General features: G+C 63.3%; 17 protein-coding genes and 1 pseudogene. 12 read left to right on the top strand and 6 right to left on the bottom strand.

Going from position 1 to position 25,459, the window contains the following annotated elements; genetic code table 11:
* The 5 genes and pseudogenes from ACIQ2A_RS02035 to ACIQ2A_RS02015 form a co-directional block, all read left to right on the top strand.
* A pseudogene (locus tag ACIQ2A_RS02035) lies at positions 1–486 on the top strand (hypothetical protein); the annotation flags it as partial.
* Between the two features lie 54 nt (positions 487–540).
* Positions 541–921 (top strand): ribbon-helix-helix domain-containing protein, encoded by a 381-nt coding sequence (locus ACIQ2A_RS02030; RefSeq protein WP_398475201.1) that lies wholly within the window; start codon positions 541–543, stop codon positions 919–921.
* Positions 922–1,034: 113 nt separating this feature from the next.
* A complete protein-coding gene (locus ACIQ2A_RS02025) occupies positions 1,035–2,702 on the top strand; it encodes a PAS domain-containing protein (protein ID WP_398475199.1) in 1,668 nt (555 codons plus the stop codon).
* Positions 2,703–2,755: 53 nt separating this feature from the next.
* Positions 2,756–3,388 (top strand): NUDIX hydrolase, encoded by a 633-nt coding sequence (locus ACIQ2A_RS02020; RefSeq protein WP_398475196.1) that lies wholly within the window; start codon positions 2,756–2,758, stop codon positions 3,386–3,388.
* A gap of 152 nt (positions 3,389–3,540) precedes the next feature.
* Positions 3,541–4,764: a hypothetical protein gene (locus tag ACIQ2A_RS02015; protein WP_398475194.1), complete on the top strand. Its 1,224-nt coding sequence runs from the start codon at positions 3,541–3,543 to the stop codon at positions 4,762–4,764.
* A 38-nt stretch (positions 4,765–4,802) separates the two neighbouring features.
* Here the strand turns inward: ACIQ2A_RS02015 and ACIQ2A_RS02010 are convergent, their stop codons facing one another.
* The 5 genes from ACIQ2A_RS02010 to ACIQ2A_RS01990 form a co-directional block, all read right to left on the bottom strand.
* Positions 4,803–5,567, bottom strand: a complete 765-nt coding sequence (locus tag ACIQ2A_RS02010) for a DUF4167 domain-containing protein (protein ID WP_398475192.1) — start codon at positions 5,565–5,567, stop codon at positions 4,803–4,805.
* Positions 5,568–6,117: 550 nt separating this feature from the next.
* The gene (gene prmC / locus ACIQ2A_RS02005) at positions 6,118–7,011 is read right to left on the bottom strand and encodes a peptide chain release factor N(5)-glutamine methyltransferase (protein WP_398475190.1); all 894 of its coding nucleotides are present in this window, start codon (positions 7,009–7,011) and stop codon (positions 6,118–6,120) included.
* On the bottom strand, positions 7,008–8,090 hold the full coding sequence (gene prfA / locus ACIQ2A_RS02000; protein ID WP_398475188.1) for a peptide chain release factor 1: 1,083 nt from the start codon (positions 8,088–8,090) through the stop codon (positions 7,008–7,010). Before prfA ends, prmC begins: the two co-directional genes overlap by 4 nt.
* A gap of 55 nt (positions 8,091–8,145) precedes the next feature.
* A complete protein-coding gene (ptsP, locus tag ACIQ2A_RS01995; RefSeq protein ID WP_398475186.1) occupies positions 8,146–10,413 on the bottom strand; it encodes a phosphoenolpyruvate--protein phosphotransferase in 2,268 nt (755 codons plus the stop codon).
* Positions 10,414–10,678: 265 nt separating this feature from the next.
* On the bottom strand, positions 10,679–11,932 hold the full coding sequence (locus ACIQ2A_RS01990) for an aspartate kinase (RefSeq protein ID WP_398475184.1): 1,254 nt from the start codon (positions 11,930–11,932) through the stop codon (positions 10,679–10,681).
* 155 nt (positions 11,933–12,087) lie between these two features.
* Here ACIQ2A_RS01990 and ACIQ2A_RS01985 point away from each other — a divergent pair, with 155 nt between their 5' ends.
* Positions 12,088–12,549 carry a PH domain-containing protein gene (locus ACIQ2A_RS01985; protein WP_398475182.1) on the top strand — a complete coding sequence of 154 codons (462 nt, stop codon included), beginning with the start codon at positions 12,088–12,090 and terminating at the stop codon, positions 12,547–12,549.
* Positions 12,550–12,558: 9 nt separating this feature from the next.
* On the top strand, positions 12,559–13,317 hold the full coding sequence (gene ubiG, locus ACIQ2A_RS01980; protein WP_398475180.1) for a bifunctional 2-polyprenyl-6-hydroxyphenol methylase/3-demethylubiquinol 3-O-methyltransferase UbiG: 759 nt from the start codon (positions 12,559–12,561) through the stop codon (positions 13,315–13,317).
* Positions 13,318–14,163: 846 nt separating this feature from the next.
* On the opposite strand, the gene ACIQ2A_RS01975 is transcribed toward ubiG, so the two are convergent.
* A complete protein-coding gene (locus ACIQ2A_RS01975; protein ID WP_398475177.1) occupies positions 14,164–14,982 on the bottom strand; it encodes an MBL fold metallo-hydrolase in 819 nt (272 codons plus the stop codon).
* 209 nt (positions 14,983–15,191) lie between these two features.
* Between ACIQ2A_RS01975 and ACIQ2A_RS01970 the strand changes: the two genes are divergently transcribed.
* The 5 genes from ACIQ2A_RS01970 (at position 15,192) to ACIQ2A_RS01950 (ending at position 25,388) form a co-directional block, all read left to right on the top strand.
* Positions 15,192–16,115, top strand: a complete 924-nt coding sequence (locus tag ACIQ2A_RS01970; RefSeq protein WP_398475175.1) for a LytTR family transcriptional regulator DNA-binding domain-containing protein — start codon at positions 15,192–15,194, stop codon at positions 16,113–16,115.
* Positions 16,116–16,417: 302 nt separating this feature from the next.
* Positions 16,418–22,447, top strand: a complete 6,030-nt coding sequence (locus ACIQ2A_RS01965; RefSeq protein ID WP_398475173.1) for an autotransporter-associated beta strand repeat-containing protein — start codon at positions 16,418–16,420, stop codon at positions 22,445–22,447.
* Positions 22,448–22,542: 95 nt separating this feature from the next.
* Positions 22,543–23,442 carry a DMT family transporter gene (locus ACIQ2A_RS01960; RefSeq protein ID WP_398475171.1) on the top strand — a complete coding sequence of 300 codons (900 nt, stop codon included), beginning with the start codon at positions 22,543–22,545 and terminating at the stop codon, positions 23,440–23,442.
* 34 nt (positions 23,443–23,476) lie between these two features.
* Positions 23,477–24,235 carry a thermonuclease family protein gene (locus ACIQ2A_RS01955; RefSeq protein WP_398475169.1) on the top strand — a complete coding sequence of 253 codons (759 nt, stop codon included), beginning with the start codon at positions 23,477–23,479 and terminating at the stop codon, positions 24,233–24,235.
* A 202-nt stretch (positions 24,236–24,437) separates the two neighbouring features.
* Positions 24,438–25,388, top strand: coding sequence for an AAA family ATPase (locus ACIQ2A_RS01950; protein ID WP_398475167.1), 951 nt, complete (start codon positions 24,438–24,440; stop codon positions 25,386–25,388).
* Positions 25,389–25,459 lie beyond the last annotated feature (71 nt).

Below are 25,459 nucleotides of genomic sequence, written 5' to 3'. Positions count from 1 at the left end.
AATACATCCACCGTGACGCTGGGCGTGACGCCGGGTGTGATCGACGCCTGGATCGCCAACGTCTCGGCCGCCGACGTGAAGAATGTCAGCACCAAGCCAAATCCTGGTCCGGCCACGCTGGTCGATCTCGGCCTGATCACCGTCGCCGGCAAGGCGCATGTCGGGATTGGCAATACCACGCCGGTCAGTGTCGATTTCAGCTACGCCGACATCACCGCGCAGACCAAGAAGACGGTGACGAACACGAACTTCACCCAGTCGCTGATCGGCAGCCTGCTCGGCGATCTCAATCTGACCGTGACCGTCATTGGTCTCGGCATTCCGATCCCAGGTCTCGGTGCGCTGGTCGGCGGCATCCTGAGCGCCGCCACGGGATCACTCGATCAATTGCTGGTGGGCGTGCTTTCCAGCCTCGGTGTCGGCATCGGACAAGCCGATGTCTGGGTGACCGGCATCCGCTGCGATGGTGCGGTGCTGGTGAACTGATGTGTATGCGTAAACGAAATCTGACCTCTCATTTCTGAAAGAAGGGAATTACCCATGCCTTACGAGACCTCGATGAACCGCCCGAACGTCAACCGCAAGCGCTCCGTGGTGGTGTCGAAAAAGCGCACCAGCGTCAGCCTGGAGGACAGCTTCTGGGCCAGCCTGCAGGCGATTGTGAAGATGGAGAACACGACGATCGAACACTATATCGAGAAGATCGAACGCCGCCGCGACACGCCGAACCTGTCGTCGAACCTGCGCATTGCCGTGCTGGAATACTATCAGCAGCTCGCAGCCCGCAGCATGGTTGCCGGCATGCCGGAAGGCTCGTCGCCGAGCGTCGTGCCGAAGCAGGGCGAGCGTCAGGGCCAGCTGGCCGAAAAGGTTGCCGCCTATTGGAGCCGCATCGGCAACGACAAGCAGCTGGCCGATTAGGCCAGCCGCTACCACCCGACTTTATGTGATTTTGAGATAGCGACGCGCGATGGGGCGCGCCGTCGGATCGATGTCTTTTTCAGGCAATGGCTTTTTTAGCCACGGAGCAACCAATGTTCACTCGACGCAGCAAATTGGAATTGCAGAATGCGTTGGCACAGGCGGCTGCCATCAGCCGCTCGCAGGCGGTGATCGAGTTCAATCTCGACGGAACGATCATCACCGCCAACGAGAACTTCCTATCCGCGCTGGGCTACTCGCTCGACGAGATCAAGGGCAAGCATCACAGCCTGTTCGTCGATCAGGCGACACGCGAGAGCGCCGCTTATCGCGAGTTCTGGGGTAACCTTAATAAGGGCCAGTTTCAGGCTGCTCAATATAAGCGCGTTGCCAAAGGCGGCCGGGAGATCTGGATCGAAGCCAGCTATAATCCGATCCTCGACGGCAATGGCAAGCCGTACAAGGTGATCAAGTTCGCGACTGACATCACGGCGAGCAAGATCGCGAGCCTGGATGCCCAGGGCAAGATCGTGGCGATTGATCGTGCCCAGGCAGTGATCGAGTTCAATCTGGATGGCACAATCATCACGGCCAACGAGAATTTCCTGGCCACCGTCGGCTATGCGCTGTCGGAGATTCAGGGCCGGCATCACAGCATGTTCGTCGAGCCACAGGAGCGTGACGGCAATGCCTATCGCGATTTCTGGGCGCGGCTTGCGCGCGGCGAATATCAGGCGTCGGAATACAAGCGCGTCGGCAAGGGCGGCAAGGAAATCTGGATCCTGGCCACGTATAATCCGATCCTCAACGAATTGGGGAAGCCATTCAAGGTGGTGAAATTCGCGACCGACGTCACCCAGCAGAAGCTGAAGGCGGCGGATAGCGACGGGCAGATGGAAGCGATCCGCAAGTCGCAGGCCGTCATCGAATTCCGCATGGATGGCACGATCATCACGGCCAACCAGAATTTCCTGGATACGCTCGGCTATTCGCTCGACGAAATCCGCGATCGCCATCATAGCATGTTCGTCGATCCCATGGAGCGTGCATCGGCGACCTATGGCGAATTCTGGGCCAGCCTTAATCGCGGCATCTATCAGGCTGCGGAATACAAGCGGCTCGGCAAGGGCGGGCGCGAGGTCTGGATCCAGGCCTCTTATAATCCGATCTTCGATCTCAATGCCAAGCCGTTCAAGGTGGTGAAATATGCCACCGATATCACAGCGCAGGCGATGGCGCGGATGAAGGCCGAGCGGGCGCGGTCGCTGATCGAATCGGTTGCTGCCGGCAGCGAGGAGATGAATGCCTCGATCCGTGAAATCTCCGAGACCATGGTGAAGTCGCGGCAGACGGCGGAAGCAGCAGTGCACCAGGTCGAGACGGCCGACATCCAGGCGCAACGACTGACGTCGGCGGCGCATGCCATGGGCGGCATCGTCGGGCTGATCGGCGATATCACCGGCCAGATCAATCTGCTGGCGCTCAATGCGACCATCGAGTCGGCACGTGCCGGCGAAGCTGGCCGTGGTTTTGCGGTGGTGGCGTCGGAGGTGAAGAATCTCGCCAATCAGGCCAAGCAGGCCACCGACAAGATTTCCAGCGAAATTGAATCGCTCAATGGCATTTCCGGCGATGTCGTCAGCGCGCTGGTGACGATCAAGCAGGCGATCGAACACGTCAACGAATTCGTCACCTCGACCGCCGCCGCGGTGGAGGAGCAGAGCACGGTGACCTCGGACATGTCCGACAATATGCAGCGGGCGGCCGCAGAACTGGCATAGCAAACCGCTCCACGGCCATCTTTGCATCATCCGCGGCCATGCTAGAGTCGCGGATGATGGCTCCCTTCACTCCCGCCACGCGGACGACAATCGAGGCCCGCGTCGCTTCATTCACCCGCCTCGAAGACACAGTGACGTCCGCACAGCCGCTCAAGCGCGCGGCTGTGGCGCTGGTGCTTGCCCAGGCGGAGGACGCCGCGGCCACCGGGCTTCTGCTGACCCTGCGTGCCTCCAGCCTACGCGCTCACAGCAATCAATGGGCGTTGCCAGGCGGCCGTTGCGATCCCGGAGAAACGCCGGTCGAGACGGCCCTGCGCGAACTCGACGAGGAAATCGGCCTGCGACTCGGCGCCGACGACGTGATCGGCATGCTCGACGATTATCCGACCCGATCCGGTTACCTGATCACACCCGTGGTGATGTGGGCCGAGGATAGCCGGCAACTGGTGCCCAATCCGGACGAGGTCGCCTCGGTGCACCGGATCGCGCTCACGGAGCTGCTGCGACCGCAGGCGTTCGATTTCATCAGCATTCCCGAGAGCGAGCGCCGTGTGATCCGTTACAGCCATTTTGGCCATATGATCCACGCACCGACCGCAGCATTGGTCTATCAGTTCAGTGAACTCCTGGCCGGCCGCGTCACCCGCGTTGCGGAACTGGAACAGCCGGTTTTTGCGTGGAAGTGAGACAACAGGCCGCGAAAGTGGGCTTGGCTGGCAAGACAAAATTCACCAAACTGCTCCAACGTCGTTCGACCGGAACACCGAGGCCCTGCGTGCGTTGCGCTGCGCCTCGACCATTTTTCCAGCGTGCATTGCGCGCGAACGCGACAGGTCTCATGCCCCATTCGATTCGCTCCGTCGCCATTGCCTTGCCACTTGCCGTGCTGCTCGGAGCGCCGGCGATCGCATTCGATCCTGCGGCGCTCCCGCCGTCGGTCGCCAATGCGATGGCGCAGGGCGCATCGCCGCAGGCGGTCGCGGAATATCGCCGAAAGCTGGCGGAATATCAGGAAGCGCGCGCCGCTTTCGATCAGGACGCAGGTGCCTATTGGGCTGCGATTGCCGAGAAGCGGAAGATCCGTTTCGCCAAGCGCCGCGAAGGCCAGGCGGTCAGCCTCAACGACTATGTGCTCGAGCAGGCGCCGCTCTATGAGGGCCCGAAGCGTCCGGTGAATCCAGAGCCCGAAGACGATGGCGGTCCGCGCGTGCGCAAGGATCTGCCGGTCGTTGCGGACTTTCTTGGCGCCGCGCGGTCAGAATTCCAGTTCGCGCCGCAGCGTCCGGGCAGCGAGATGGAATTCAAGCGCGCCTACGCCCGCGCGGCCCTGCAGGCAGGCCTCACACGTGACATCGCGGTGCGGGTCTATTCGTTTGAAACCGGCGGCAATGGCGGACACGACATGCAGTCGGGCCTCAATCCGTCGAAGCCCGGCTCGCGGGCGATCTCGACGGCGATCGGCTATAACCAGCTCCTGACGGCAAATACGATCACGATCATTGCCGAGAAGGGGCCGCAGCTCCTGAAGGTTCTGAACGACCGCGCGGCAATGCTCCAGGGCCCGCAACGCAAGGCGATGGATCACAAGATCGCAGTGCTCAAGCGTATGCACGCGGCCGTCAAGAACAGCCCGCAGAGCTGGAGTGCCTTCGAGAAGCTCGGCACCACGCCGCAGGGCTGGGCCATGCATGCGCTGGTGCTGGACATGGATGTCGGCCCGCAATTGCAGGTGCACAAGCTGCTGACATCGGTGAATTTCGCGCGTGCCCGCGGTGTCGATCGTCAGCTCAGCGCAGCCGAACTCGAAATGATGAATCTCACCGGCGATGGCAATGGCTTCGACATGGTGACCATGCCGCAGGCGATGCGCGAGCAGGTGCCGACCGCGAACTTCTTCCAGCGCGGCGGCTATGAGCGCAATCCGGTGGCGATCCGCCATAACACGGTGGCCAAGCTGCTGGCGATCACCAACAGCCGCATGGATGCGAACAGCAATCTGCCCGGCGCAAAAGAATTGGCCGCGGCCTTTGGATCGGCCACGGCCAGCAATGATCTCAGATAACGTCGCTGCGTAAAGCGACGCTATTGCAGCGGGCGATCTTATGAATTGCCCGGATTGAAGTCTTCGCCGACAGCGGCAGGTGCTGCACCGGCCTCGGCACGCGGACCATGCGGGCGGCGACGACGACGCGGCGGGAAGCGCGGTTCGCCGGTTGCGCCATTCGCCTCGACCGGCGCGCCAGCCACAGGCTGCGGAGCGCCGCCGGTGATAAAGGAGGGCAGGCCGATATTGTCGGCTGGCTGCACCACAGGCTGCGGCTGTGGCTGATATTGCGGCTGCGGCTGACGGGCCTCGCGCGGATAGGGCTGTTCACCACGCGGCTGCTCGTTGCGCTCGTGGCGCGGCTGGAAGTTTTCGCGCGGCTGATGCTGCTCGCGCTGCTGCGGCACGAAGCCGGGCTCGGCGCCGAAGTTCGAGAAGTTCTCGCTCTCGTCCTCGCCGTCTTCCATCTGCGCATCGCTATTGCCGCCATTATCGGCGCGCGGCTGCTGCTGCGGCTGGTTCTGGCGGAATTGCTCCTGCGCCGCGGCGATCAGGCGGAAATAGTGCTCGGCGTGCTGATAGTAGTTCTCGGCGGCGACCGGATCGCTCGACGAGCGCGAATCGCGGGCGAGCTGCAGATATTTCTCGGCGATGTGAGAAGCGGTGCCGCGGATCTTGATATCGGGGCCGTTGGATTCGTAGACCCGGGTCATCGGGTTCTGGCCGCGCCGATTGTTATTATTGTTGTTGTGGTTGTTATTATTGCTGCGGTTGTTGTTATTACGCATCCGCTTGTTGTTGTTATTCTGACCGTTTCTCATGTGTCGCTTTCGTTACTGAGATTTGTCACAGAGCTACTAACTGAGTGCTGTCTACTGAGTGGCTACGCCCTAAAACTCTTGGCGCTGAAATTCATGACGCTGGATTCTTGTGCTGCGGCAGCATTCCGCAGGATTCGGACAGGCCTATGCGAGGCATGCGTCCGGTTACTCGTGCAGATCATCGCTGCATCGATTTTGCCCAAAGTCGCGTTCAGCAAAGACGCGTTCCCCAATCGCCGATTGATCCCGTCAATCCGGCCAAGTCAGACTCCTGCCAAACCCGGGGGCGTGTCCCGGCGCGGCGCTTGTCCGTGAAATTCGAAGCTCAACAATCAGGCTTTCGTTCGCTCTGCGGTCGTGAGCTGCGCAGCACTTTCAGCCTTCGCGCTCAATCTAACCTGCCTGTGGAACCTGTATCCGGCCGGGCTCTCTTCCGAGATTACTGGCCACCCACATACCTCTGGGGCGAACCAACCCTGTTCCGATGCTGCTGGGAAGGTAGTCGCTCCCAACGGATATTCCAAGCGGTTTTTTTCGATTTAAGAAGGCTTTATCGCGGCTTTTTTCGCCCCATAACCGCCCGTTTGACGCCTCCCAGGTCGGTTTTAGCGGGTCCGACAGATACCAGCCCGGCAGCCGCGATCAAGTCGGCGACTGTATCGCTTTGATCATACCCGACCTCGACCACCAGGAAGCCGCCGGGCGTCAGCAGCCGCGCAGCTTCGGGAGCAATGATGCGATAGGCGTCGTAGCCATCGCTTCCGCCATCGAGCGCACGCAGGGGATCATGGTCGCGGACTTCGATGTCGAGCGCCGCGATATCAGACGACGGAATATAGGGCGGGTTCGAAACGATGAGATCGAAGCCGCCCAACAGGGCCGACGCATAGTCGCAGGCTACGAAATGCGCGCGCCGAGCCAAGCCGTTGCGTTCTGCATTGCCGCGCGCAGCTCGCAATGCAGCGAGATTGATATCGGTCGCAATGCCAGTCGCGTTGGGGAATTCGGAAAGAAGCGCCAGCATGATCGCGCCAGAGCCGGTGCCGAGATCGGCGATCCGCAAGGCGCGTGATCGAGGCCCGCTCGTGTCCAGACAGTCGAGTGCGGCTTCGACGATGGTTTCCGTGTCGGGGCGCGGCACCAATGTGTCGGCCGAGAGGGTGAATTGTAGCCCCCAGAACTCCTTGCTTCCGGTGATGCGCGCGACCGGTTCGCCATAGAGGCGACGGGCAGCGAATTGCGCGAGTTGCGCAGCTTCATCCGGGGAGAGCGTGCGTTTCGCGGCGGAGATCAGGCCGGTGAGATCGAGACCCAGCGCGGCGCCGGCCAGCAGCCGGGCATCGAGTTCAGGCGAGTCGATATCGCTGGCGCGGAGCAGGTTTGTGAGCGAGCGCCGAGCGGCTTCGACGCTTTGGCCAGTGAAGTCGTTGTCGTCGGCGCTCACGCGTCGCCCTGGGCCGCGAGCTGTGCGGCTTGGTGCTCGGTGGTCAGCGCATCGGTCAATTCATGCAGTGCTTCGCCGGCGATCACCTGCGGCAGCTTGTAGAGCGTCAGGTTGATGCGATGATCGGTGACACGGCCCTGCGGGAAATTATAGGTGCGGATGCGCTCGGAACGGTCGCCCGAGCCGACCTTTTCCTTGCGCTCCGCCGAGCGCGCGGCATCGAGGCGCTGCTGCTCGGCATCATAGATGCGCGAGCGCAGGATGTTCATGGCCGAGGCGCGGTTCTTATGCTGCGAGCGGCTGTCCTGCATCATGACAACGATGCCGGTGGGGATATGCGTGATGCGGATCGCCGATTCGGTCTTGTTGACATGCTGACCGCCAGCGCCCTGCGCGCGCATGGTGTCGATACGCAGATCATCCTGCTTGATGTCGATATCGACCTCTTCGACCTCGGGCAGAACAGCGACAGTCGCAGCTGAAGTGTGAATGCGGCCTTGCGTTTCCGTATCGGGCACGCGCTGTACGCGATGGACGCCGGATTCGAATTTCAGCTTGGCGAAGGCGCCGCGGCCTTTCACCTCGGCGATGATTTCCTTGTAGCCGCCGGCCGTGCCTTCCGAAGCAGACACGACCTCGACCTTCCAGCCCTGCAGCGACGCAAAGCGCTCATACATGCGGAACAGGTCGCCGGCGAACAGCGAGGCTTCGTCGCCGCCCGTGCCCGCGCGGATTTCCAGCATGACGTTGCGGTCGTCCATGGCATCCTTGGGCAGCAGCGCCACGCGGATTTCCTGGGCGAGGGTCTCGATGCGCTCTTCCAGTGCCGGGCGTTCCATCTCCGCCATCTCGCGCATCTCGGCATCGGTGGAGGCATCAACGATCATCGCGTCGATGTCTTTCAGCTCGCTGACGGCGGCGCGATAGGTTTTGACGGCATCGATCAGCGGATTGAGCTCGGCAAGCTCACGCGTCGTCTTCACATAGTCTTCGGCCGCGAGCTGGCCGAGCACGGCTGCTTCGAGCGAGGCATGATGGGCGAGAAGAACGTCGAGTTTGGTTTCGGGAAGATTAGACATGCTGGATTCTCGGATAGCGCAGAAGGGCAGGGTGACGTCGTCGGGCTGAGCCTCGCTACAACGACAGGCCTTCTGCGTCGGCAAATTCGGTCAGCTTCTGCCGGATCGAAATGCTGCCCGACGGTGCGTCGAGCCACTTGGTTATCTCGGTTTGAATCTTCTTCGCATCCAGATCGAGGATCAGCGCCTTGACCGGACCATGCGCCGTCGCCGACAGCGACAGCGTGCGATAGCCAAGCCCCACCAGTGCGAGCGCGCCGATCGGCTGCGAGGCCATCTCGCCGCACAGCGAGACATGGCGCTTGGCGGCGTCGCCCTTCTGCACGATCTCGCGCAGCACGCGCAGGATCGGCGCCGACAGCGTGTCGAAGCGATCAGAGACCTTCGAGTTGCCGCGATCGACCGCGAACAGGAACTGGAACAGGTCGTTCGAGCCGACCGAGACGAAATCGACCTTCTTCAGCAGCTCATCCAGCTGATAGACCAGCGCGGGCACCTCGATCATGGTGCCGACATCGATGCGCTCCGGCAGCGCATGACCGTGCTGGCGCAGATAGGTCAGCTCGCGCTCGATGATCGCTTTGGCCTGATCGAATTCGGCGACTTCCGAAATCATCGGGAACATGATGCGCAACGCGCGGCCGCCACCGGCGCGCAGCAGCGCGCGGATCTGGCCGCGCAAAAGGCCCGGACGATCGAGGCCGAGACGGATCGCGCGCCAGCCGAGCGCGGGGTTTTCCTCGACCACGGTCTCCATGTAAGGCAGCGCCTTGTCGCCGCCGATATCGAGCGTGCGGAAGGTCACGGGCTTCGAGCCGGCAGCGTCGAGCACGGCGCGATAGAGCTGCAACTGATCGCTGGAGCGCGGCAGGCTTTCGCCCACCATGAACTGCAATTCGGTGCGGAACAGGCCGATGCCGGCCGAACCGGTGTCGTCGATATGCGGGAGATCGATGATCAGGCCCGCATTGATGTGCAGATCGACCTTCACGCCGTCCCTTGTCACGCAGGGCTTGTCGCGCAGCGCCGAATACTGCGCCTGTCGTCGGGCGCGAAAGCGCACGCGCTCGGCATAGGCGGATTCGATTTCCTGCGACGGGCGGATATAGATCGAGCCGGATGTGCCATCGACGATGATCGCATCGCCGGGATCGGCAATGCCCGGCGCATTGGCGACTTCGCCAAGGGCTGGAATGCCGAGCGCGCGCGCCACGATGGAGACGTGCGAATTCGCGGTGCCTTCTTCCAGCACAAGGCCGCGTAGCTTCTTGCGGTCGTAGTCGAGCAATGCGGCAGGGCCCATCGCACGGGCGATCAGGATCGCATTGTCCGGCATCTGTTCGCGCGACGGCGCATGATCCTGGCCGACCAGCTGGCGCATCAGGCGATGGCCGAGATCCTCGAGATCATGCAGGCGGTCGCGCAGATAGGGATCGGTCGAGCGCAGCATGCGCGCACGGGTGTCGGACTGCACGCGCTCGACGGCTGCTTCCGCAGTGAGACCAGTGGCCACGGCTTCATGCAGCTTGTGCGACCAGCCGTGGTCATTGGCGAACATGCGATAGGCTTCGAGCACATCGCGATGCTCGCCGCTCTCGGCGACGTCGCCGCGCTCCAGCATGCGGTCGAGATCGGCGCGCAGTTTCGTCAGCGCCGTATCGAGCCGCTTGATTTCCTTCGGCAGGTCTTCGGCGATGTAATTGGTGATGACGACGCGTGGCTCGTGCAGCACGACGTGGCCGAGTGCGATGCCGTCGGAGAGAATGGCGCCGGTCTTGTGGATCGAATGCCGTGCGGCAGGCTCTGCGCCGGGCTGTGCCAATGCCGAGAGTTCGCCCGAGGCGATCATCTCCGCCAGCACCATCGCCGTGGTCTGCAGTGCCTCGACTTCTTCCTCGACATAAGTGCGCTTGGCGCGGTTCTGCACCACCAGCACGCCGAGCGTGTTGCCCGCGCGCAGGATCGGCACACCGAGGAACGAGTGATAGATTTCTTCGCCGGTTTCCGGGCGGAAGGCGAAGGCCGGATGGCTTTGCGCGTCGTTGAGATTGAGCGGCGTCGCTTCCGACGACACCAGGCCGACGAGGCCTTCATGCGCGTTCAGCACCGTGCGATGCACGGCTTCGCGGTTGAGGCCTTCGGTGGCGTAGAGTTCGAGCGTGTTATCGACGCGCAGCACGTAAGTGGAGCAGACTTCGGCCACCATATTGGCGGCGATCAGCACCACGATCTTGTCGAGACGCTCCTGAGCGCTGACCTGCTCCGCCATGACTTCACGGAGCCGTCTCAGCAAGACTCGGGGGCCGCCCGACGCGCTCCGCATGTGCCGACACCCTCCCCGCGAGGCCAGTGCGCGGACAATCGTGCGCTGGCGCTAAACCTCAGAAATCAATAGCATTTGCGCGGCTGCGCAAACAGGCGCGACCGTGGAAACCGAATCAGATTGTCCGAAACGGCGCCCTCAACCGATACGGTTGCCCCTAATAAGGGCGTATACCGGTTTGAGGCTTGTTTTGCCAAGCAAAACGCCTGCCAGACGAGAAACATCCCGTTCACATTAAAAAGCGGGATGTTTCAGGAAAAATTTTCTACGCTTTATCGAGACCGTACAGCGTGTGCAGCGTGCGCACCGCCAGTTCCGTGTAAGCGGCATCGATCAGCACCGAGAACTTGATTTCCGACGTGGTGATCGCACGGATATTGATCTGCTTCTCGGAGAGCGCGGCAAAAGCCTGGGCCGCGACGCCGGCATGGCTGCGCATGCCCGAGCCGATCACCGACACCTTGGCGACATCGGTGGCGCTGTCGATGCGGGCGAAGCCGATCTTGCCCTTGGCGGCCGTGATGGTCTCCTTGGCGCGGGCATAATCGGTGGCCGGCACGGTGAAGGTGAGGTCCGTGGTCTTGCCGTCTTCCGAGACGTTCTGGACGATCATGTCCACATTGATGTTCGCATCGGCCAGCGGCACGAAGATCGAGGCGGCGACGCCCGGCTTGTCTTCGATCTGGCGGACGGAAATCTGGGCCTCGTCCTTGGAAAAGGCGATTCCGGTGACGACGTGGCTTTCCATGATTTCCTCCTCGCTGCAGATCAGCGTGCCCGGCGGCGTGCCGTGCGGGTCGATATCTTCGGGTTTGTCAAAGCTGGAGCGGACGAAGATCGGCATATTGTGGGTCATGCCGAGCTCGACGGAGCGGACCTGCAGCACCTTGGCGCCCTGCGAGGCCAGTTCCAGCATTTCTTCGAATGCCACCTTGTTCATGCGCTGCGCCTTGGGCACGACGCGGGGGTCGGTGGTGTAGACGCCATCGACGTCCGTATAGATGTCGCAGCGATCCGCCTTGATGGCGGCGGCAATGGCCACGGCCGAGGTGTCGGAACCGCCGCGGCCGAGCGTGGTGACGCGGCCGGTGGCTTCGTGGATACCCTGGAAGCCGGCGATGACGGCCACTTCCTTGCGCTCCTTGAAGCGGGTGATGAGTTTCTCGCCGTCGATCTCGTCGATCCGGGCCGAGGCATGGGCGTCGGAGGTCTTGATCGGGATCTGCCAGCCCTGCCAGGAGCGCGCCTCGATGCCGATGGTCTGCAGCGCGATCGCCAGCAGGCCCGCGGTCACCAATTCGCCGGAGGCGACGATGGCGTCATATTCCCGCGCGTCATACATCGGCGAGACATCGGTGCACCAGGCGACCAGCTCATTGGTCTTGCCCGACATCGCCGACACCACGACCGCAACCTCGTGACCGGCATCGACTTCGCGTTTGACGTGCTGCGCGACGTTGCGGATGCGATCGATATTGGCGACGGACGTACCGCCGAACTTCATTACGAGACGGCCCATGACGAGTGGTGCATTCCCTGGCGACAGTGGGTAAAGATACCGCGCGCGCGACGCGAGCGGGCGAAAAGGCGCGTATACATAGCGGCGCGTGTGGGGGCAAGCAACCCGCCCCGAACCCGCTTAGAAAGCCCCAAGATAGGCAGTTCGGACGGCATATGGGACGCTATATCGACGATATCCTGCAGCCGGGCGAAAAGGTGCTGTATTCCAGCAACCTGCACTGGGTCGTGTACTGGAAGGGCATTCTGGGCTGGATCGTGGCTGCCGTGCTGTTCGTGGGCTCCGGGGTGAATCCGGCACTGACGCTGGCGGGGCTTGTCGCTGCGGGCGTGATCGCCGTGGTGGCGTTTTACTTTACGGTCGTCGCCTGGTTCCGCCGCTGGACCACGGAGACCGATGTGACCACTTTGCGGGTGGTTCACAAGGAAGGATTCATCACCCGCCGCACCTTTGAGATCAGTATCGACAAGGTTGCCAGCGTCAGCGTGGATCAAAGCATCCCCGGACGCATTCTGAACTATGGCAATGTCATCATCGAGAATATGGGCGACGACGAGCAGAAGATCGAACTGATCGCTTCGCCGCTCGCATTCCGCAGCCACATCACAGCGCGATAGACTTTTATCATGACCACAGACACCCCTTTCGCCGATGCCTCCGCCGCTTCCGTCGATGCGGCGGAGATCGAAAAATTTTCAAAACTCTCCGAGCAGTGGTGGGATCCGCGCGGCAAAATGGCGCCGCTGCACAAGATCAATCCGCTGCGGCTGTCCTTCATCCGCGACGCCGCCTGCCGCAAGTTCGACCGCAATGCGCGCAGCCTGAATTGCCTTGATGGCTTGCGCCTGCTCGATATCGGCTGTGGTGCGGGTTTGCTGTGTGAGCCGTTTACCCGGCTCGGCGCACAGGTGACGGGTATCGATCCATCGGCAACCAATATCGCCGCGGCCAATTTGCATGCGGAAAAGAGCAAGCTGGCGATCGACTATCGCTGCACCACCGTGGAAGAACTCGATCCGAACGAGCGTTTCGATATCGTGCTGGCGATGGAAGTCGTCGAGCATGTGGTGGATGTCGGCGCCTTCCTCGATCGCTGTGCGTCGATGATGAAGCCCGGCGGCTTGATGGTCGTCTCGACGCTGAACCGCAATTTCAAGAGCTTTGCGCTCGGCATCGTCGCTGCCGAATATGTCCTGCGCTGGCTGCCGCGCGGCACGCATCAGTGGGAGAAGTTCGTGACGCCGGACGAACTGGCGAAGCATCTCGAGCGCAACAAGTTGGGGATCACCGAGCAGGCCGGTGTGAGCTACAATCCGCTTGCGGATCGCTGGTCGATCTCAGGCGATATGGGTGTGAATTACATGGTGGTGGCGGAAGAGGTGTGACGCGCTTCTTCGCTCTCCCCCAAGCCGCGACGCGGCGCAGCGGGGAGGGTGGTGAGACGCGAGCGTTCAGCGAGCTTCGAGACGGGTGGGGTGCTTCCGCAAACTCCGACGTCACGTGGGGATAGACCCCACCCCGGCCCTCCCCGCTGCGCCGCTGCGCCGCTTGGGGGAGGGAGCACTCCTGCCGGTGCGGGACGTCCTGATCAACCTGTCAAACAGCCCCGTCATTCCTGAAATCATGAGTCCGCGTTCTCGCGGCGCCTGTGGCGTCCGAGGTGTGAGCAGGTCTCCCCCCGAGACATGAGGGGAGGTGGCACGCCGCAAGGCGCACTGGGTGGGACTGGACGCTGCTCCTGCCTGCTGGATCGCCAGCAAACCTGAGCCGCGCAACGCCTTACGGCGCGCCACCGCGACGTCTTGCTAGCCGAAGGACCGTTCTTCCGGGTACTGGGCGCTTCCATTGAAGCCATCCGACGGATTTCTCCGCCTTCACCCGCACCACGTCCAGCCGCGCTAGCGGCAGACCCCCGTAGTGGGGCCGGACGGTGACCCTCGACCACCCGAGTGCGAGAGGCTGCGTTTGCCTCAAGCCCGCAGGCGCCGCATCCACGTTCCGCCCAAAAGACGCCTCATGAGAGCGCCCCTCGCGAACGAGACGGGAGGGATAATGGTGGCTATGGGAATTTTGTCAAGAACAAAGATAGAACAAATCCACTCCAACTGTCATCGCCCGCGAAAGCGGGCGATCCAGTAGACACGCGCCGGGCAGCTTTATCCGAGACGCCAGTGTGTACTGGGTTGCCCGGTCAAGCCGGGCAACGACACAGTCTGGAGCATCCGCCCTGACTACACCCCATCCAAGATGATCACCGTCGGCGCTCTCGGCAGTGCGTTCAGCGACATGGTCAGCGTCCTTGCGCTGCGCTGGTCGATGGCAAAACTCTGGCCGATCTTCTGCATGAAATCGCTGAGCGGCGTCATGAAGCGGTGCATCGGCAGCACGACGGAGGCGCGCAGGCGCTTGGTGATGTCGGAGACGCCGTCGAGCGACATCGTATAGCTGCCGTCGATCGGCACCATCACGATGTCGAGCCGGCCGATCGCGGCAAAATGGCTTTCATCGAGCTTGTGGTGGAGGTGGCCGAGATGGCCGATGCACAGGCCGGCGACCTCGAAGATGAAGATCGAATTGCCGTCCTTCATCATCTCGCCGCCGGAGTCGTCGCCCACATAACGGCGGATGTCGGTGGTGACATTGCGGATCAGCACGTCGCCGATACGCTCGTGGATCTGTGCGGGCTGTGCGCCTTCGCCCCAGCCATGCAGCACCGTCTTGATGCGCGGGTCGGGATGCAGCGTGTAATGCGTGCTGTGCGCACGGTTCATCGTCACGACGGTGGGGACGCGATCGAGCTTGTAGACACCGTTGTAATCTGTGGCGATGGTCTCGCCGCCGGGCGTGTCGATGTAATAGGTGGAGTGCCCGGCATAGGTGATGGTGACTTCATCCGCCTTGGCGGCCGTACGCCGCAGGCTGACGGGAATGGCGAGTGGTGGCCGTGTGGCCATTGCCAGACACTCGCTGCCGCGCGGCGCGGTCTGTGCGAGCGCGGGCGTGGCAAGCCAGCCGAGCGTGGCGAGGACGACAGGCAGTAATCGCAGCATGATCCGGCAGTCTCCGAATGCACCTGGCATGACTGTATCGTCAAATGCGCGCGCCGCAATGCGACTTGTGCGGTCGATCCGCAGGCATCTGCCCAAGATGAAAGCGTTCATGGATATGCGGGAATGGCTGCACCTTCACCCGGATTGGTCCGTTGCTGATACCGCCGCGCTCGGATAATTTTTGCCGAGCCTCGCTGTGAGCATTGCAATTGTCGTTCGATCCAACGCCGCCCTGGGAATTCGTCAGCCGCGATGACGGCGCGTTGGCGTCGTCACGGCGCTGGGTGTTCGAGGCGGCGCGCGCTCTGCTCACCCAGCCGCTCGATGCGGCCATCGCAATGATCCTGCAGGCGATCGGTACCAGCGCCGGTGCTGATCGCGCCTGGATGTTCGAATACGACGCCGATCATCTGCGCTTTCGCAACACCCATGAATGGAGTCGCGGCAGCGCGGGCTCGTTCGTGCAGGATCTGCAGAATGTGCCTCTCACCATGATCGGCTGGCTGCACCAGCATCTGGTGGCGGGACAGGCTGTCATGATCAACGATATCGAGGCGCTGCCGCGCAGCGCCGGGCCACTGCGCGCCGAGTTCATGCGCCAGAGCAACAAGAGCGTGCTCAGCGTGCCCATGTTTCATGATGGCCGGCTGATGGCCTGCATCGGCTTCGATGCGGTGGAGGCTCCACGGCGATGGCGCGCGGAGATCGCCGAGCTGTTCGACTGCGCGGAGCTGATTGCGGCTGCGCGCTATGCGACGCCGCGGCTTGATTTGGTCAGCGGTGAACTGTCATCGGCACCGGGGGCGCTGATCTATCTTCGCCGTGCGAATGGCGTGCGTGGCACGCCGCTGGCGGAGATCGTCGGTTTGCGATCGTCGAAGGACTATACCGAAGTGTGGCTCACCGACGGGACGATGGCACTCGATCTGCGTACGCTGACGCAATGGCTCGGCCTGCTGCCGGCTAGCGGCTTCGTGCGCATCCATCGCACGGCGGTGGTCAATCATCAATTCGTGCGCGATGTCGAGCGGCGCGACAGTGGCGCGTGGCAATTGCGTGTGCATGAGGTCAGCGATCTCTGGCCGGTGTCGCGTGCCGGACGCGCCGAATTGCGCGCGCGTCTGGGCATCTGACGTCGTGCAGCTACACTTCGATCAGCGCTCAATGTATAGTTAAGAAATCATTACGATCGCTCGCGGGTGACGGATTTCAGGCGCGAGGTGTTGTTGCGATTCAATAGCTGCAAAACGCGCAGGACGTTCGTCGAACCCGCGCGTCGTTTCGTCGATCCATCATTGCGAACACCCGTGTGATCGCGTGCCTGTTGGGGCGGGATGCGCATCGTTGCGCGGGCCGGGGCTCCGGGAATGAAGATTGGCGAATCACATGTCGCTTGCGTCGTGGCTGACCGGGCCATGAGCGGGATCGCGCGATCATGACGCGCCGGCTGCGCGCATCTGCATCCGATCTTGCGATCCTGCGCATGTTGGCCGGATCGGCCTTCATGCTTGCGCCGCTGCTGATGCCGCAAGCCCTCCATGCGCAGCAGCAAGTATCTGGCCAGGGCGGCGCCGGTGGCGCGCACGGAATCAGCAAGCCCATCGCAGGCGGCGTGGCAGCCTATGGCACTCTGACGAATGGCGGCGGAGGTGGTGGCGGTGGCGGCGCGGAAGCCGGCAGCAATCAATCCTCTGCCGCGGGCAGTACGGGGGGCAAAGGCGGTAGCGGCGCCCACAAGAAGGGCGGTGGCGATGGCGGCACCAGCGATGCGCCTTTCCAGACTCATCAATGCGGTTCGGCCAAGCGTCACGCGGTCGCTCATCGGGACGGCAATGATGGCTGCAACGGAGCGCATGGCGTTGCCGAATTCGATCCGCCCGGCCACGACGGCGGCAGCGGTGGCGGCGGGGGCGGCGGCGCCACCGGTCTGATCATCACGACGCCGGGGACGGTGAACAATCTGTCCGTGTCAGGTGTCGCCGGTGGCAAGGGCGGCCATGGCGGCACGGGCGGCTGGAGCACGCTGGCGCCGATCTTCCCGCCGATTCCGTTCACGTCGGATGGTGCAGCCGGCGGTGGCGGCGGCGGCGGTGGCGGCGGCGGATATGGCGTGGTGACGAATGCCGCGGGTATCCATGTCTGGACCCAGGGCAGCGTCGTCGGTGGCAATGGCGGCAACGGCGGCAATGGTGGTGACGGCGGCCAGGGATCGCGCGCCTATTCGACGCAGACCTGCGACGAGCATGGGGTGTGCTCCGGCATCAATTATTATCCCGGCGCGGGCGGCAATGGCGGCGGCGGTGGACAGGGCGGCGCCGGTGGCGCGGGTGCGTGGCTGGGCTTCAATGTATCGACCCAGATCGGGTCGGGGATGCGCATCGCCGGTGGCACTGGCGGCAATGGCGGGGCCGGCGGCGCGGGCGGTCAGCCGGGCGATGATTACGGCTATTCGCTGCCGCCCAATGATCCCGGACGTTCCGGTGCGGATGGCCGTGGCGGTGTCGGCGGCGATGGTTTGCAGCTCGGTGGATCGCAACGGATCACCATCGACCATGGCGCCGTGATCCAGGGCGGCAATGGCGGCGTGGGCGCCAATGATGCGGCGGCCGGCGCCGGCGGCGCGGGCATCAATGCCGGGAATCTGTCCGGCGGCGTCACCATCGTCAATGCGGGCAGCATTGCCGGCGGGACGAGCGGCGACGGCGCGGCAACCGCTGCGGCGATCCTGTTCGCCAGCGGCGGCAACCGGCTCGAATTGCAAGCGGGATCGCAGATCAGCGGCAATGTCATCGCCGCCGGCAATCGCGGGCGGCCGGATACACTCGCCCTCGGCGGTTCGACGAACGGGACATTCGACCTGTCGGGCGTGGGTGCGCAGTATCAGGGGTTCGGCATCTTCGAAAAGAACGGGCCGGGTGACTGGACCGTGTCGGGAACGCCGACGGCGTTTACCGGGGACCTGCAGGCCAATGGCGGCGGGCTGGTTTTCAGCGGCGCGACGAAACTCACCACGGCCAATGGCTATGTCGGCTATAGCGACGGCAGCAATGCCTTTGTGACCGTGCTGGGCGGAGGCGCCTCGTGGCTCAACACCAATCTCTTCATCGGCTATCGCGGCAATGGCACGCTGCTGGTCGCAGGCGGCCACGTGACGGCGGCGACGGCCTCGATCGGCAATGACTCAACACGCGTCGCGACCGGCCGCGTGGAGATCGATGGCGCCGGCGCCGTGCTCGATGCGCGGGTCCTGAAAATCGGCGCGCAATCCTTCGGCGCGCTCTCGGTGAGCAATGGCGGCGTGGCCAAAGCGGGCACGGTCTATGTCGGCGATCTCGGCATCGGCGGTGCACTCACCATCGGCGCGGATGCGGGCACGGCTGCACGGGCGGCCGGCAGTATCAGCGGCACCGTTGTGCTGGCACATCAGGGCGCACTGAATTTCAACCACACCGGCAGCGACTATCTCTTCAACAATGTGATCAGCGGCAACGGCGTGATCAATGTGCTCGGCGGCACCACGGTGCTGTCCGGCCGCAGCGCCGGCTTCACCGGGGACACGACGATCCGCAATGCGAGTTTGCAGGTCGCGGGGCTGACCGGTGGCACCACCACGGTGGGCGACAATGGCAGGCTCGGCGGCAACGGAACGGTGGGCCATGTCACCGTCGCGCAGGGCGGCACGCTGGCGCCGAATGGCAGCGGTGAGCTGACGGTGAACGGCAATCTCACGCTGTCGCCCGGCGGCGCCTTTGACTTTCATCTCGGCCATTCATCGATCGGCGGCTCCACCACATCGGCGACGGTGAGGGTCAATGGCGATCTCGCCCTGGCCGGAGCGACGTTGAATGTCGATGCGTCGGGCGAGCCGGCCATCGGCTACTACCGCATGATGACCTATACGGGGGCTGGTCCTGCGCCCGGAGATACGATGGTGCTGGGACGGACGCCGCCGGATTCGGGGCCGTTCGACGTGATCTATGCCGTCGATACCCAGATCGCCCAGGCGGTCGATCTCGTGGTCATTCCGGATGGCGTGAATGTGCTGCAGACCTGGGTCCATGGCGCCGGGCCCTGGACCAGCACGAGCAACAGCTGGTTCAACACGATCGGCGGCATCGTGCCTGCGCCGTGGGGCAGCAAATACGGCGTGTTCCGCGGCATCGGCGACACGGTAAGCATCGAGGGCAGCCAGTCCTTCGCCGGACTGCAATTTGCCGGCGGCACATACAGCCTCGTGGCGGGGGCCGGCGGCGTGTTGCGGCCGACCGCCTTCGATGGCAGCGACGGGATCGGCGAACTCCGCGTGCTGGCCAATGAGAGCGCGACGATCTCGGCGCCGATCGTGGGTGCGGGCGGCATCAACAAGACCGGCGGCGGCACGCTCGTGCTCGCGGGCACCAGCACCTATACCGGCGGCACGACCATCAGCGGCGGCACGCTGCAGATTTCGTCGGACGCCAATCTCGGCAGCAGCGGTAGTCTGACCTTCGACAACGGCATCCTGCATACGACCGGCAATATCAGCTGGACGCGCAATGTGTCGCTGCTCGGGATCGGTGAAATCGACACCGATGCGGGGACGTCGCTGATCTTCACCAATACAGTGTCAGGCGCAGGCAGCCTGATCAAAACCGGTGCCGGTGCGCTGGTGCTGACCCAGGTCAACGGCTGGACCGGCGGCACGGTGCTCGAAGCCGGCACGCTGCAGCTTGGCAATTTCGGTGCGCTCCCCAATGGCAGCGACGTCGTCGTCTATGGCGGCAAGCTCGATCTCAATGGCTATGATACGACGACGCGGTCCCTGATCGGCTTCGGCGGCGAGATCGCGCTCAGCAGTGCAAAGCTGACGCTCGATCAGGCCGGCGATACGGTGATCGCAAGCACCATCAGCGGGATCGGTGGCAGTGTCGTGAAAACCGGCAGCGGCACGCTGCTGCTGTCGGGCACGAATACATATACGGGCGGCACGACGGTTGCCGGCGGCACCGTTGCCATCTCTGCGGATGCCAATCTCGGGACCGGGACTCTCACGCTCTCCGGCGGCCGACTGTTCACGCTGGGCGATATCGCATCGTCGCGCGCGATCCAGCTGGCCGGCAGCGGCACGATCGACACGCTGTTCGGCACCACATTCTCGACCACGGGCAATGTTCTCGGACCCGGCACCCTGACCAAGGACGGCGCGGGCACACTGGTGCTGGCCGGGGCGTCGGTTCCCGGCGGCGGCACGGTGATCACTGCCGGCACGCTGCAGGTCGGTAATGGCGGCGTGACGGGCACGCTGTCGGGCAATGTCATCAACAATGGTGTGCTGGCGTTCAACCGCGCGGACACCTGGAGCTACACCGATATCATTTCAGGCTCCGGTGCGCTGGTTCACATGGGCGGCGGCATCACCGTGCTCACCAACACCAACACCTATAGCGGCGGCACGCTGATCGCGAATGGCACATTGCAGCTGAGCAATGGCGGCTCGATCCTCGGCGATGTCGTCAATAACGGAACACTGCAGGTGCAGCGCTCCGACGTCTACACATTCGGCGGCACGATCAGCGGCACCGGCCAGTTCCGCAATGTCGGTCCCGGCACCACGATCCTGACCGGCGATAATCATTATAGCGGCGGCACCATGATCACCCAGGGCGCCCTGCAGATCGGCGATGGCGGGCTGGCAGGCTCCATCATCGGCGATGTCATCAATAATGGCGCGCTGATCGCCAGGCGTGACGGCCTGCTCACATTGGCCGGGGCGATCTCGGGCGTCGGTTCGTTCACGCAGTCGGGCGTCGGCATCACGCGGCTGGATGGCCTCAACACCTATACGGGCGCGACGGACGTCACCGCCGGCACGCTCAGTGTCAACGGCTCGATCGCATCGTCGTCGCTCGTGAGTGTGGAGCGCGGTGCGACGCTGGGCGGCAATGGCGTCGTCAGCACGACGCAGGTCGCTGATGGCGGCATGCTGTCGCCCGGCAATTCAGTCGGGCTGCTCACCGTGCAGGGCAATCTCACTTTTGCATCGGCTGCGAGCTACATGGTGGAAGTGTCCGGCGCGTCGGCGGATCGCACCAATATCACCGGCGTCGCGACGCTCGGCAATGCGACGGTGCGTGTCAGTTTCGATCCCGCGGCCTTTGTACGCGAGCGCTATACGATCTTGAATGCGGCAGGCGGCGTGTCCGGCACGTTCCGCAGCGGTGTCTATAGCGACGAGCCGCCGTCCTTCGTCTCGACGCTAAGCTATGACGCCAACAACGTCTATCTCAATGTCGATCTGAAGCTGACAGGACTCAACATCAACCAGAACAACATCGCCGCGTCGCTGAACACGTATTTCGGCACCCATGGCGGCATTCCCTATGCGTTGGGTGCCATGGCGCCGGAAGACCTCACCCAGTCGTCGGGTGAACTCTCGACCGGTGTGCAGCAGAATACGGTGCAGGCGATGACCCAGTTCATGGGCGTGCTGACCGATCCATTCGCTGCCAATCGCGGGCTTGCGATATCCGGCAATGCATCCAGCGCCTTTGCATCTGCGGAGCGTCCGGCTGCATCATGGCGTGACGCCTATGGCGCAATCACCAAGGCGGCGCCGGCAGCGCCTGTCTTCGAGTCGCGCTGGAATGTCTGGGCGGCCGGGTTCGGCGGCGGGCAATCGACCGATGGCAACAGCGTTGTCGGCTCGCATCACAGCAACAGCCGGATCGGCGGCGTTGCCGTCGGTGCCGATAGCTGGCTGTCGCCGCAGACCCTCGCCGGATTCGCGATGGCGGGCGGCGGCACCAGTTTCGGCCTCTCCGACAATCTCGGTACCGGCCATTCCGATCTGTTCCAGATCGGCGGCTTCGTCAGGCATCACGAGGGACCGGCCTATATCTCGGCTGCGCTCGCTTATGGCTGGCAGAATGTCACCACTGAACGACTCGTGACGATCATCGATGCGGACCGGCTGCGCGCCAATTTCACCGCGCATGCGCTTTCGGCGCGCGTGGAGGTCGGCCATCGCAGCATGCTGTCGTGGCTGGGCGGCGTTGGTGTCACGCCTTACGCGGCAGGACAGGCGACCAATATCGATCTGCCTGCTTATGCGGAGACGCTGGTCTCCGGCGGCAATAATTTCGCGCTGGCCTATGCCGCGCGCAATGTCACCGCCACCCGCAGCGAGCTTGGCCTGCGCATGGATCAATCCTTCGCCCTCGACCGGGCGCTGCTGACACTGCGCGGGCGCGCCGCCTGGGCGCATGACTTCAACCGCGACCGCGTCGCGCAGGCGTCGTTCCAGTCGCTGCCTGGCGCGAGCTTTATCGTAAACGGTGCGGCGATGGCGCCTGATGCCGCGCTGACCAGTGCAAGTGCAGAGGTCATGCTTGGCAGCGGTCTATCTTTCGCCGTGACCTATGAGGGCGAGTTCTCCAGCCTCACCCGCAGCCATGCCGGCAAGGGCGTCGTCCGCTTCGTCTGGTAAGCGGCGGCGCATCGCAGGCATGGGCGCAGGCGGCTTGACCCTGCGGCGCGGCGCAGTCAGGTTCCGCGCCATCGCCCGCGGACCCTTTCGGACTCATGTTCACCATCGCCTCGCTTTGGATACCCTTCACCATCATTGCCTCGCTGGGGCAGGTGGCGCGCAATGCCATGCAGCGCTCGCTGACCGGGCCGCTCGGCACCTGGGGCGCGACCAATATCCGCTTCCTGTTCGGCTTCCCGTTCTCGCTGGTCTTTTTCGCGGTGATCATTGTCGCCACCGGCGATAAAGTCGGCTGGCCCACGACGGAATTCTGGCCATGGCTGCTGCTCGGCGCGCTCAGCCAGATCTTTGCCACCGGCCTGATGCTGGCGGCGATGAACGAACGCTCCTTCGTGGTCACCACGGCCTATCTCAAGACCGAAGCGATCCAGACCGCGATCTTCGGCTTCGTGTTTCTCGGCGATCATCTCACGGTGCTGCGGGTGGTCGCGATCCTGATCGCGACTGCCGGCGTTGTCGTGACGGCGTTGCGTCCCCGCGCCACGCGCGATCTCGGTCATCTGCGCCCGATCATGCTGGGACTCGTTGCCGCTGCGGGCTTCGCTCTGTCGGCCGTCGGTTTTCGCGGCGCCATCATCACGGTGCCCGATGTGAGCTTCGTCACCGCGGCGTCCTATGCGCTGGCCTGGTCGCTGTTCGTGCAGACGGCGATCCTGACCGCCTATCTGCTGCTGCGCGAACCGGTGATCCTGCGCAATATTCTCGGCCTGTGGCGTCCGTCGATGCTGGCGGGCTTCGCAGGTGCCGCGGCGTCGCAATTCTGGTTCCTGGCTTTCGCGCTCACCGCGGCGGCCAATGTGCGCACGCTGGCGCTGGTCGAGGTGCTTTTCGCGCAGGCGGTGGCTTATTATTCGTTCAAGCAGACGCCCTCGGCGCGCGAACTTGCCGGCGTGGTCCTGATCGTCATGGGCGTGGCGCTGCTGGTGGCGGCCTGATAGGACTGGTCTTGTTCCTCATGAGACGAGATCGATGCGCATCCTGCCTCTGCTGTTCCTGCTGTTGACCACTCCCGCAATCGCTGCCGAGGCCATCGTCAAGGATGGCGACACCATCCAGATCGGCAGTGTCGCCTACAAGCTCGCGGGCGTGGATGCGCCGGAGATGGATCAGCCCTGTGTGGATGAGCACGCCGACAACTGGACCTGCGGCGCCGATGCGCGCGACCGGCTGGCCAAGCTGATCAACAAACGCGAGGTGCGTTGCGAGGATTTTGGCGAGGACAAGATCTACCAGAACCGCCGCGCCGGCATCTGCACGGTCGCGGGTGAAACGCTCAGCCTCAATCAGGCGATGATCCAGTCGGGTTATGGCATCAGCATCGAAGCGCCGGCCAAGGCGGGCGCCAAAGCGAGTTTCCAGGCGGATGAAGCCGCAGCCCGCGACAAGCGGCAGGGGCTGTGGCGCGGCTGTTTCGTTACGCCCGCTGATTTCCGCGCCAAGACGGCGGATGCCAAACTGCAAGGCGCCTCCTGTCCGCCGGCCAATGAGAAGGCGCTGCGTGCAGCCCTGTTCCCGGCCGATCTGCCGATGCCGTCCGGCTGCAATATCCGCGCAAAGCAGGTGCGCCGTGCCAAGCTCACGGGCAATGTCGGCGTCTATCTGATCCCGCAATGTCAGAACTATGCCACCCAGCCGAAACCGGATCGCTGGTTCTGCAGCGAGGACGACGCCCGCGCGGCCGGTTACCGCAAGGCGCTCAATTGCCAGGCATCCAGCAGCCGCAAGTGAGCGATGCGCCGCGGCCGTAGGATGGGTTGAGCGTAGCGAAAACCCATCACCTCAAGCGCCCGGCCGTGATGGGTTTTCGCTGCGCTCAACCCATCCTACAAGGGCGCTGGACGTTCCCGCCTGAACCACGTAGCACAACGGAAAGCTGGTTTGATCACGGCTAGGCCGCTTATTCCAGCATGCGAAATCCGGAGTGAAGCGCTTGGCCGTGACCACCAGTTCGTCCGCATCGATCGAAGCCGTTGAACGCGATCTCGCCTCGGCCGGCTATATCGCCAGCCGGCAGATCTCCACCGCGGTCTATCTCGCCGAGAAGATCGAGAAGCCGATCCTGGTCGAAGGGCCGGCCGGCGTCGGCAAGACCGAATTGGCAAAAGCCATCGCTGCCTCGCGCGGCCTCGAGATGATCCGCATGCAATGCTATGAGGGCCTCGACGAGGCCAAGGCGCTGTATGAGTGGAAATACGCCAAGCAGCTGCTTTACACGCAGATCCTGAAGGACAAGCTCGGCGAAGTGCTGGGCGATGCCGATACGCTCGCCAAGGCGCTGGATCAGTTGCATGCCTTCGGGGACGTGTTCTTCTCGAAAGAGTTCGTCGAGCCGCGACCGCTGTTGCGCGCGCTCGAGCAGCCGAAAGGCTGCGTGCTGCTGATCGACGAGATCGATAAGTCCGATGCCGAATTCGAATCGCTGTTGCTGGAAATCCTGTCCGACTTCCAGGTCACGATTCCCGAGCTCGGCACCATTGCCGCCATCGTGCCGCCCACGGTGATCCTCACCTCCAATGGCGAGCGCGATCTCGGCGATGCCTTGAAACGCCGCTGCCTGCATCTGCATATCGGCTTCCCCGAGCCAAAGCTGGAAGAGCGAATCGTCGAAACCCGTGTGCCCGACGCGTCCGCGACGCTGCGCAAGCAGCTTGTCGGCTTTGTCAGTCAGTTGCGTACGCTGGACCTGAAGAAGCTGCCATCGGTGAGCGAGACCATCGACTGGGCCAAGGTGCTGGTGCTGCTCGGCGCCTCCGAACTTGGTTCCGAGATGGTGAAGGACACGCTGAATGTCCTGCTGAAATATGAGGGCGATATCGAAGCGGCGCTGCCGAATGTCTCCACCTTTGTCGCCCAGTCGGGGCGACAGGGCGTGTTCGGGTAAGATGATGCGATCATCTCCGTCATTGCGAGCGCAGAGAAGCAATCCACAAAGCCAAGAGCTGGATTGCTTCG

It is taken from the genome of Tardiphaga sp. (assembly GCF_044336785.1).
Classification (GTDB): domain Bacteria; phylum Pseudomonadota; class Alphaproteobacteria; order Rhizobiales; family Xanthobacteraceae; genus Tardiphaga.
Note: the sequence above shows the minus strand (reverse complement) of the source record. Positions and strands in the feature narration are given on the sequence as shown.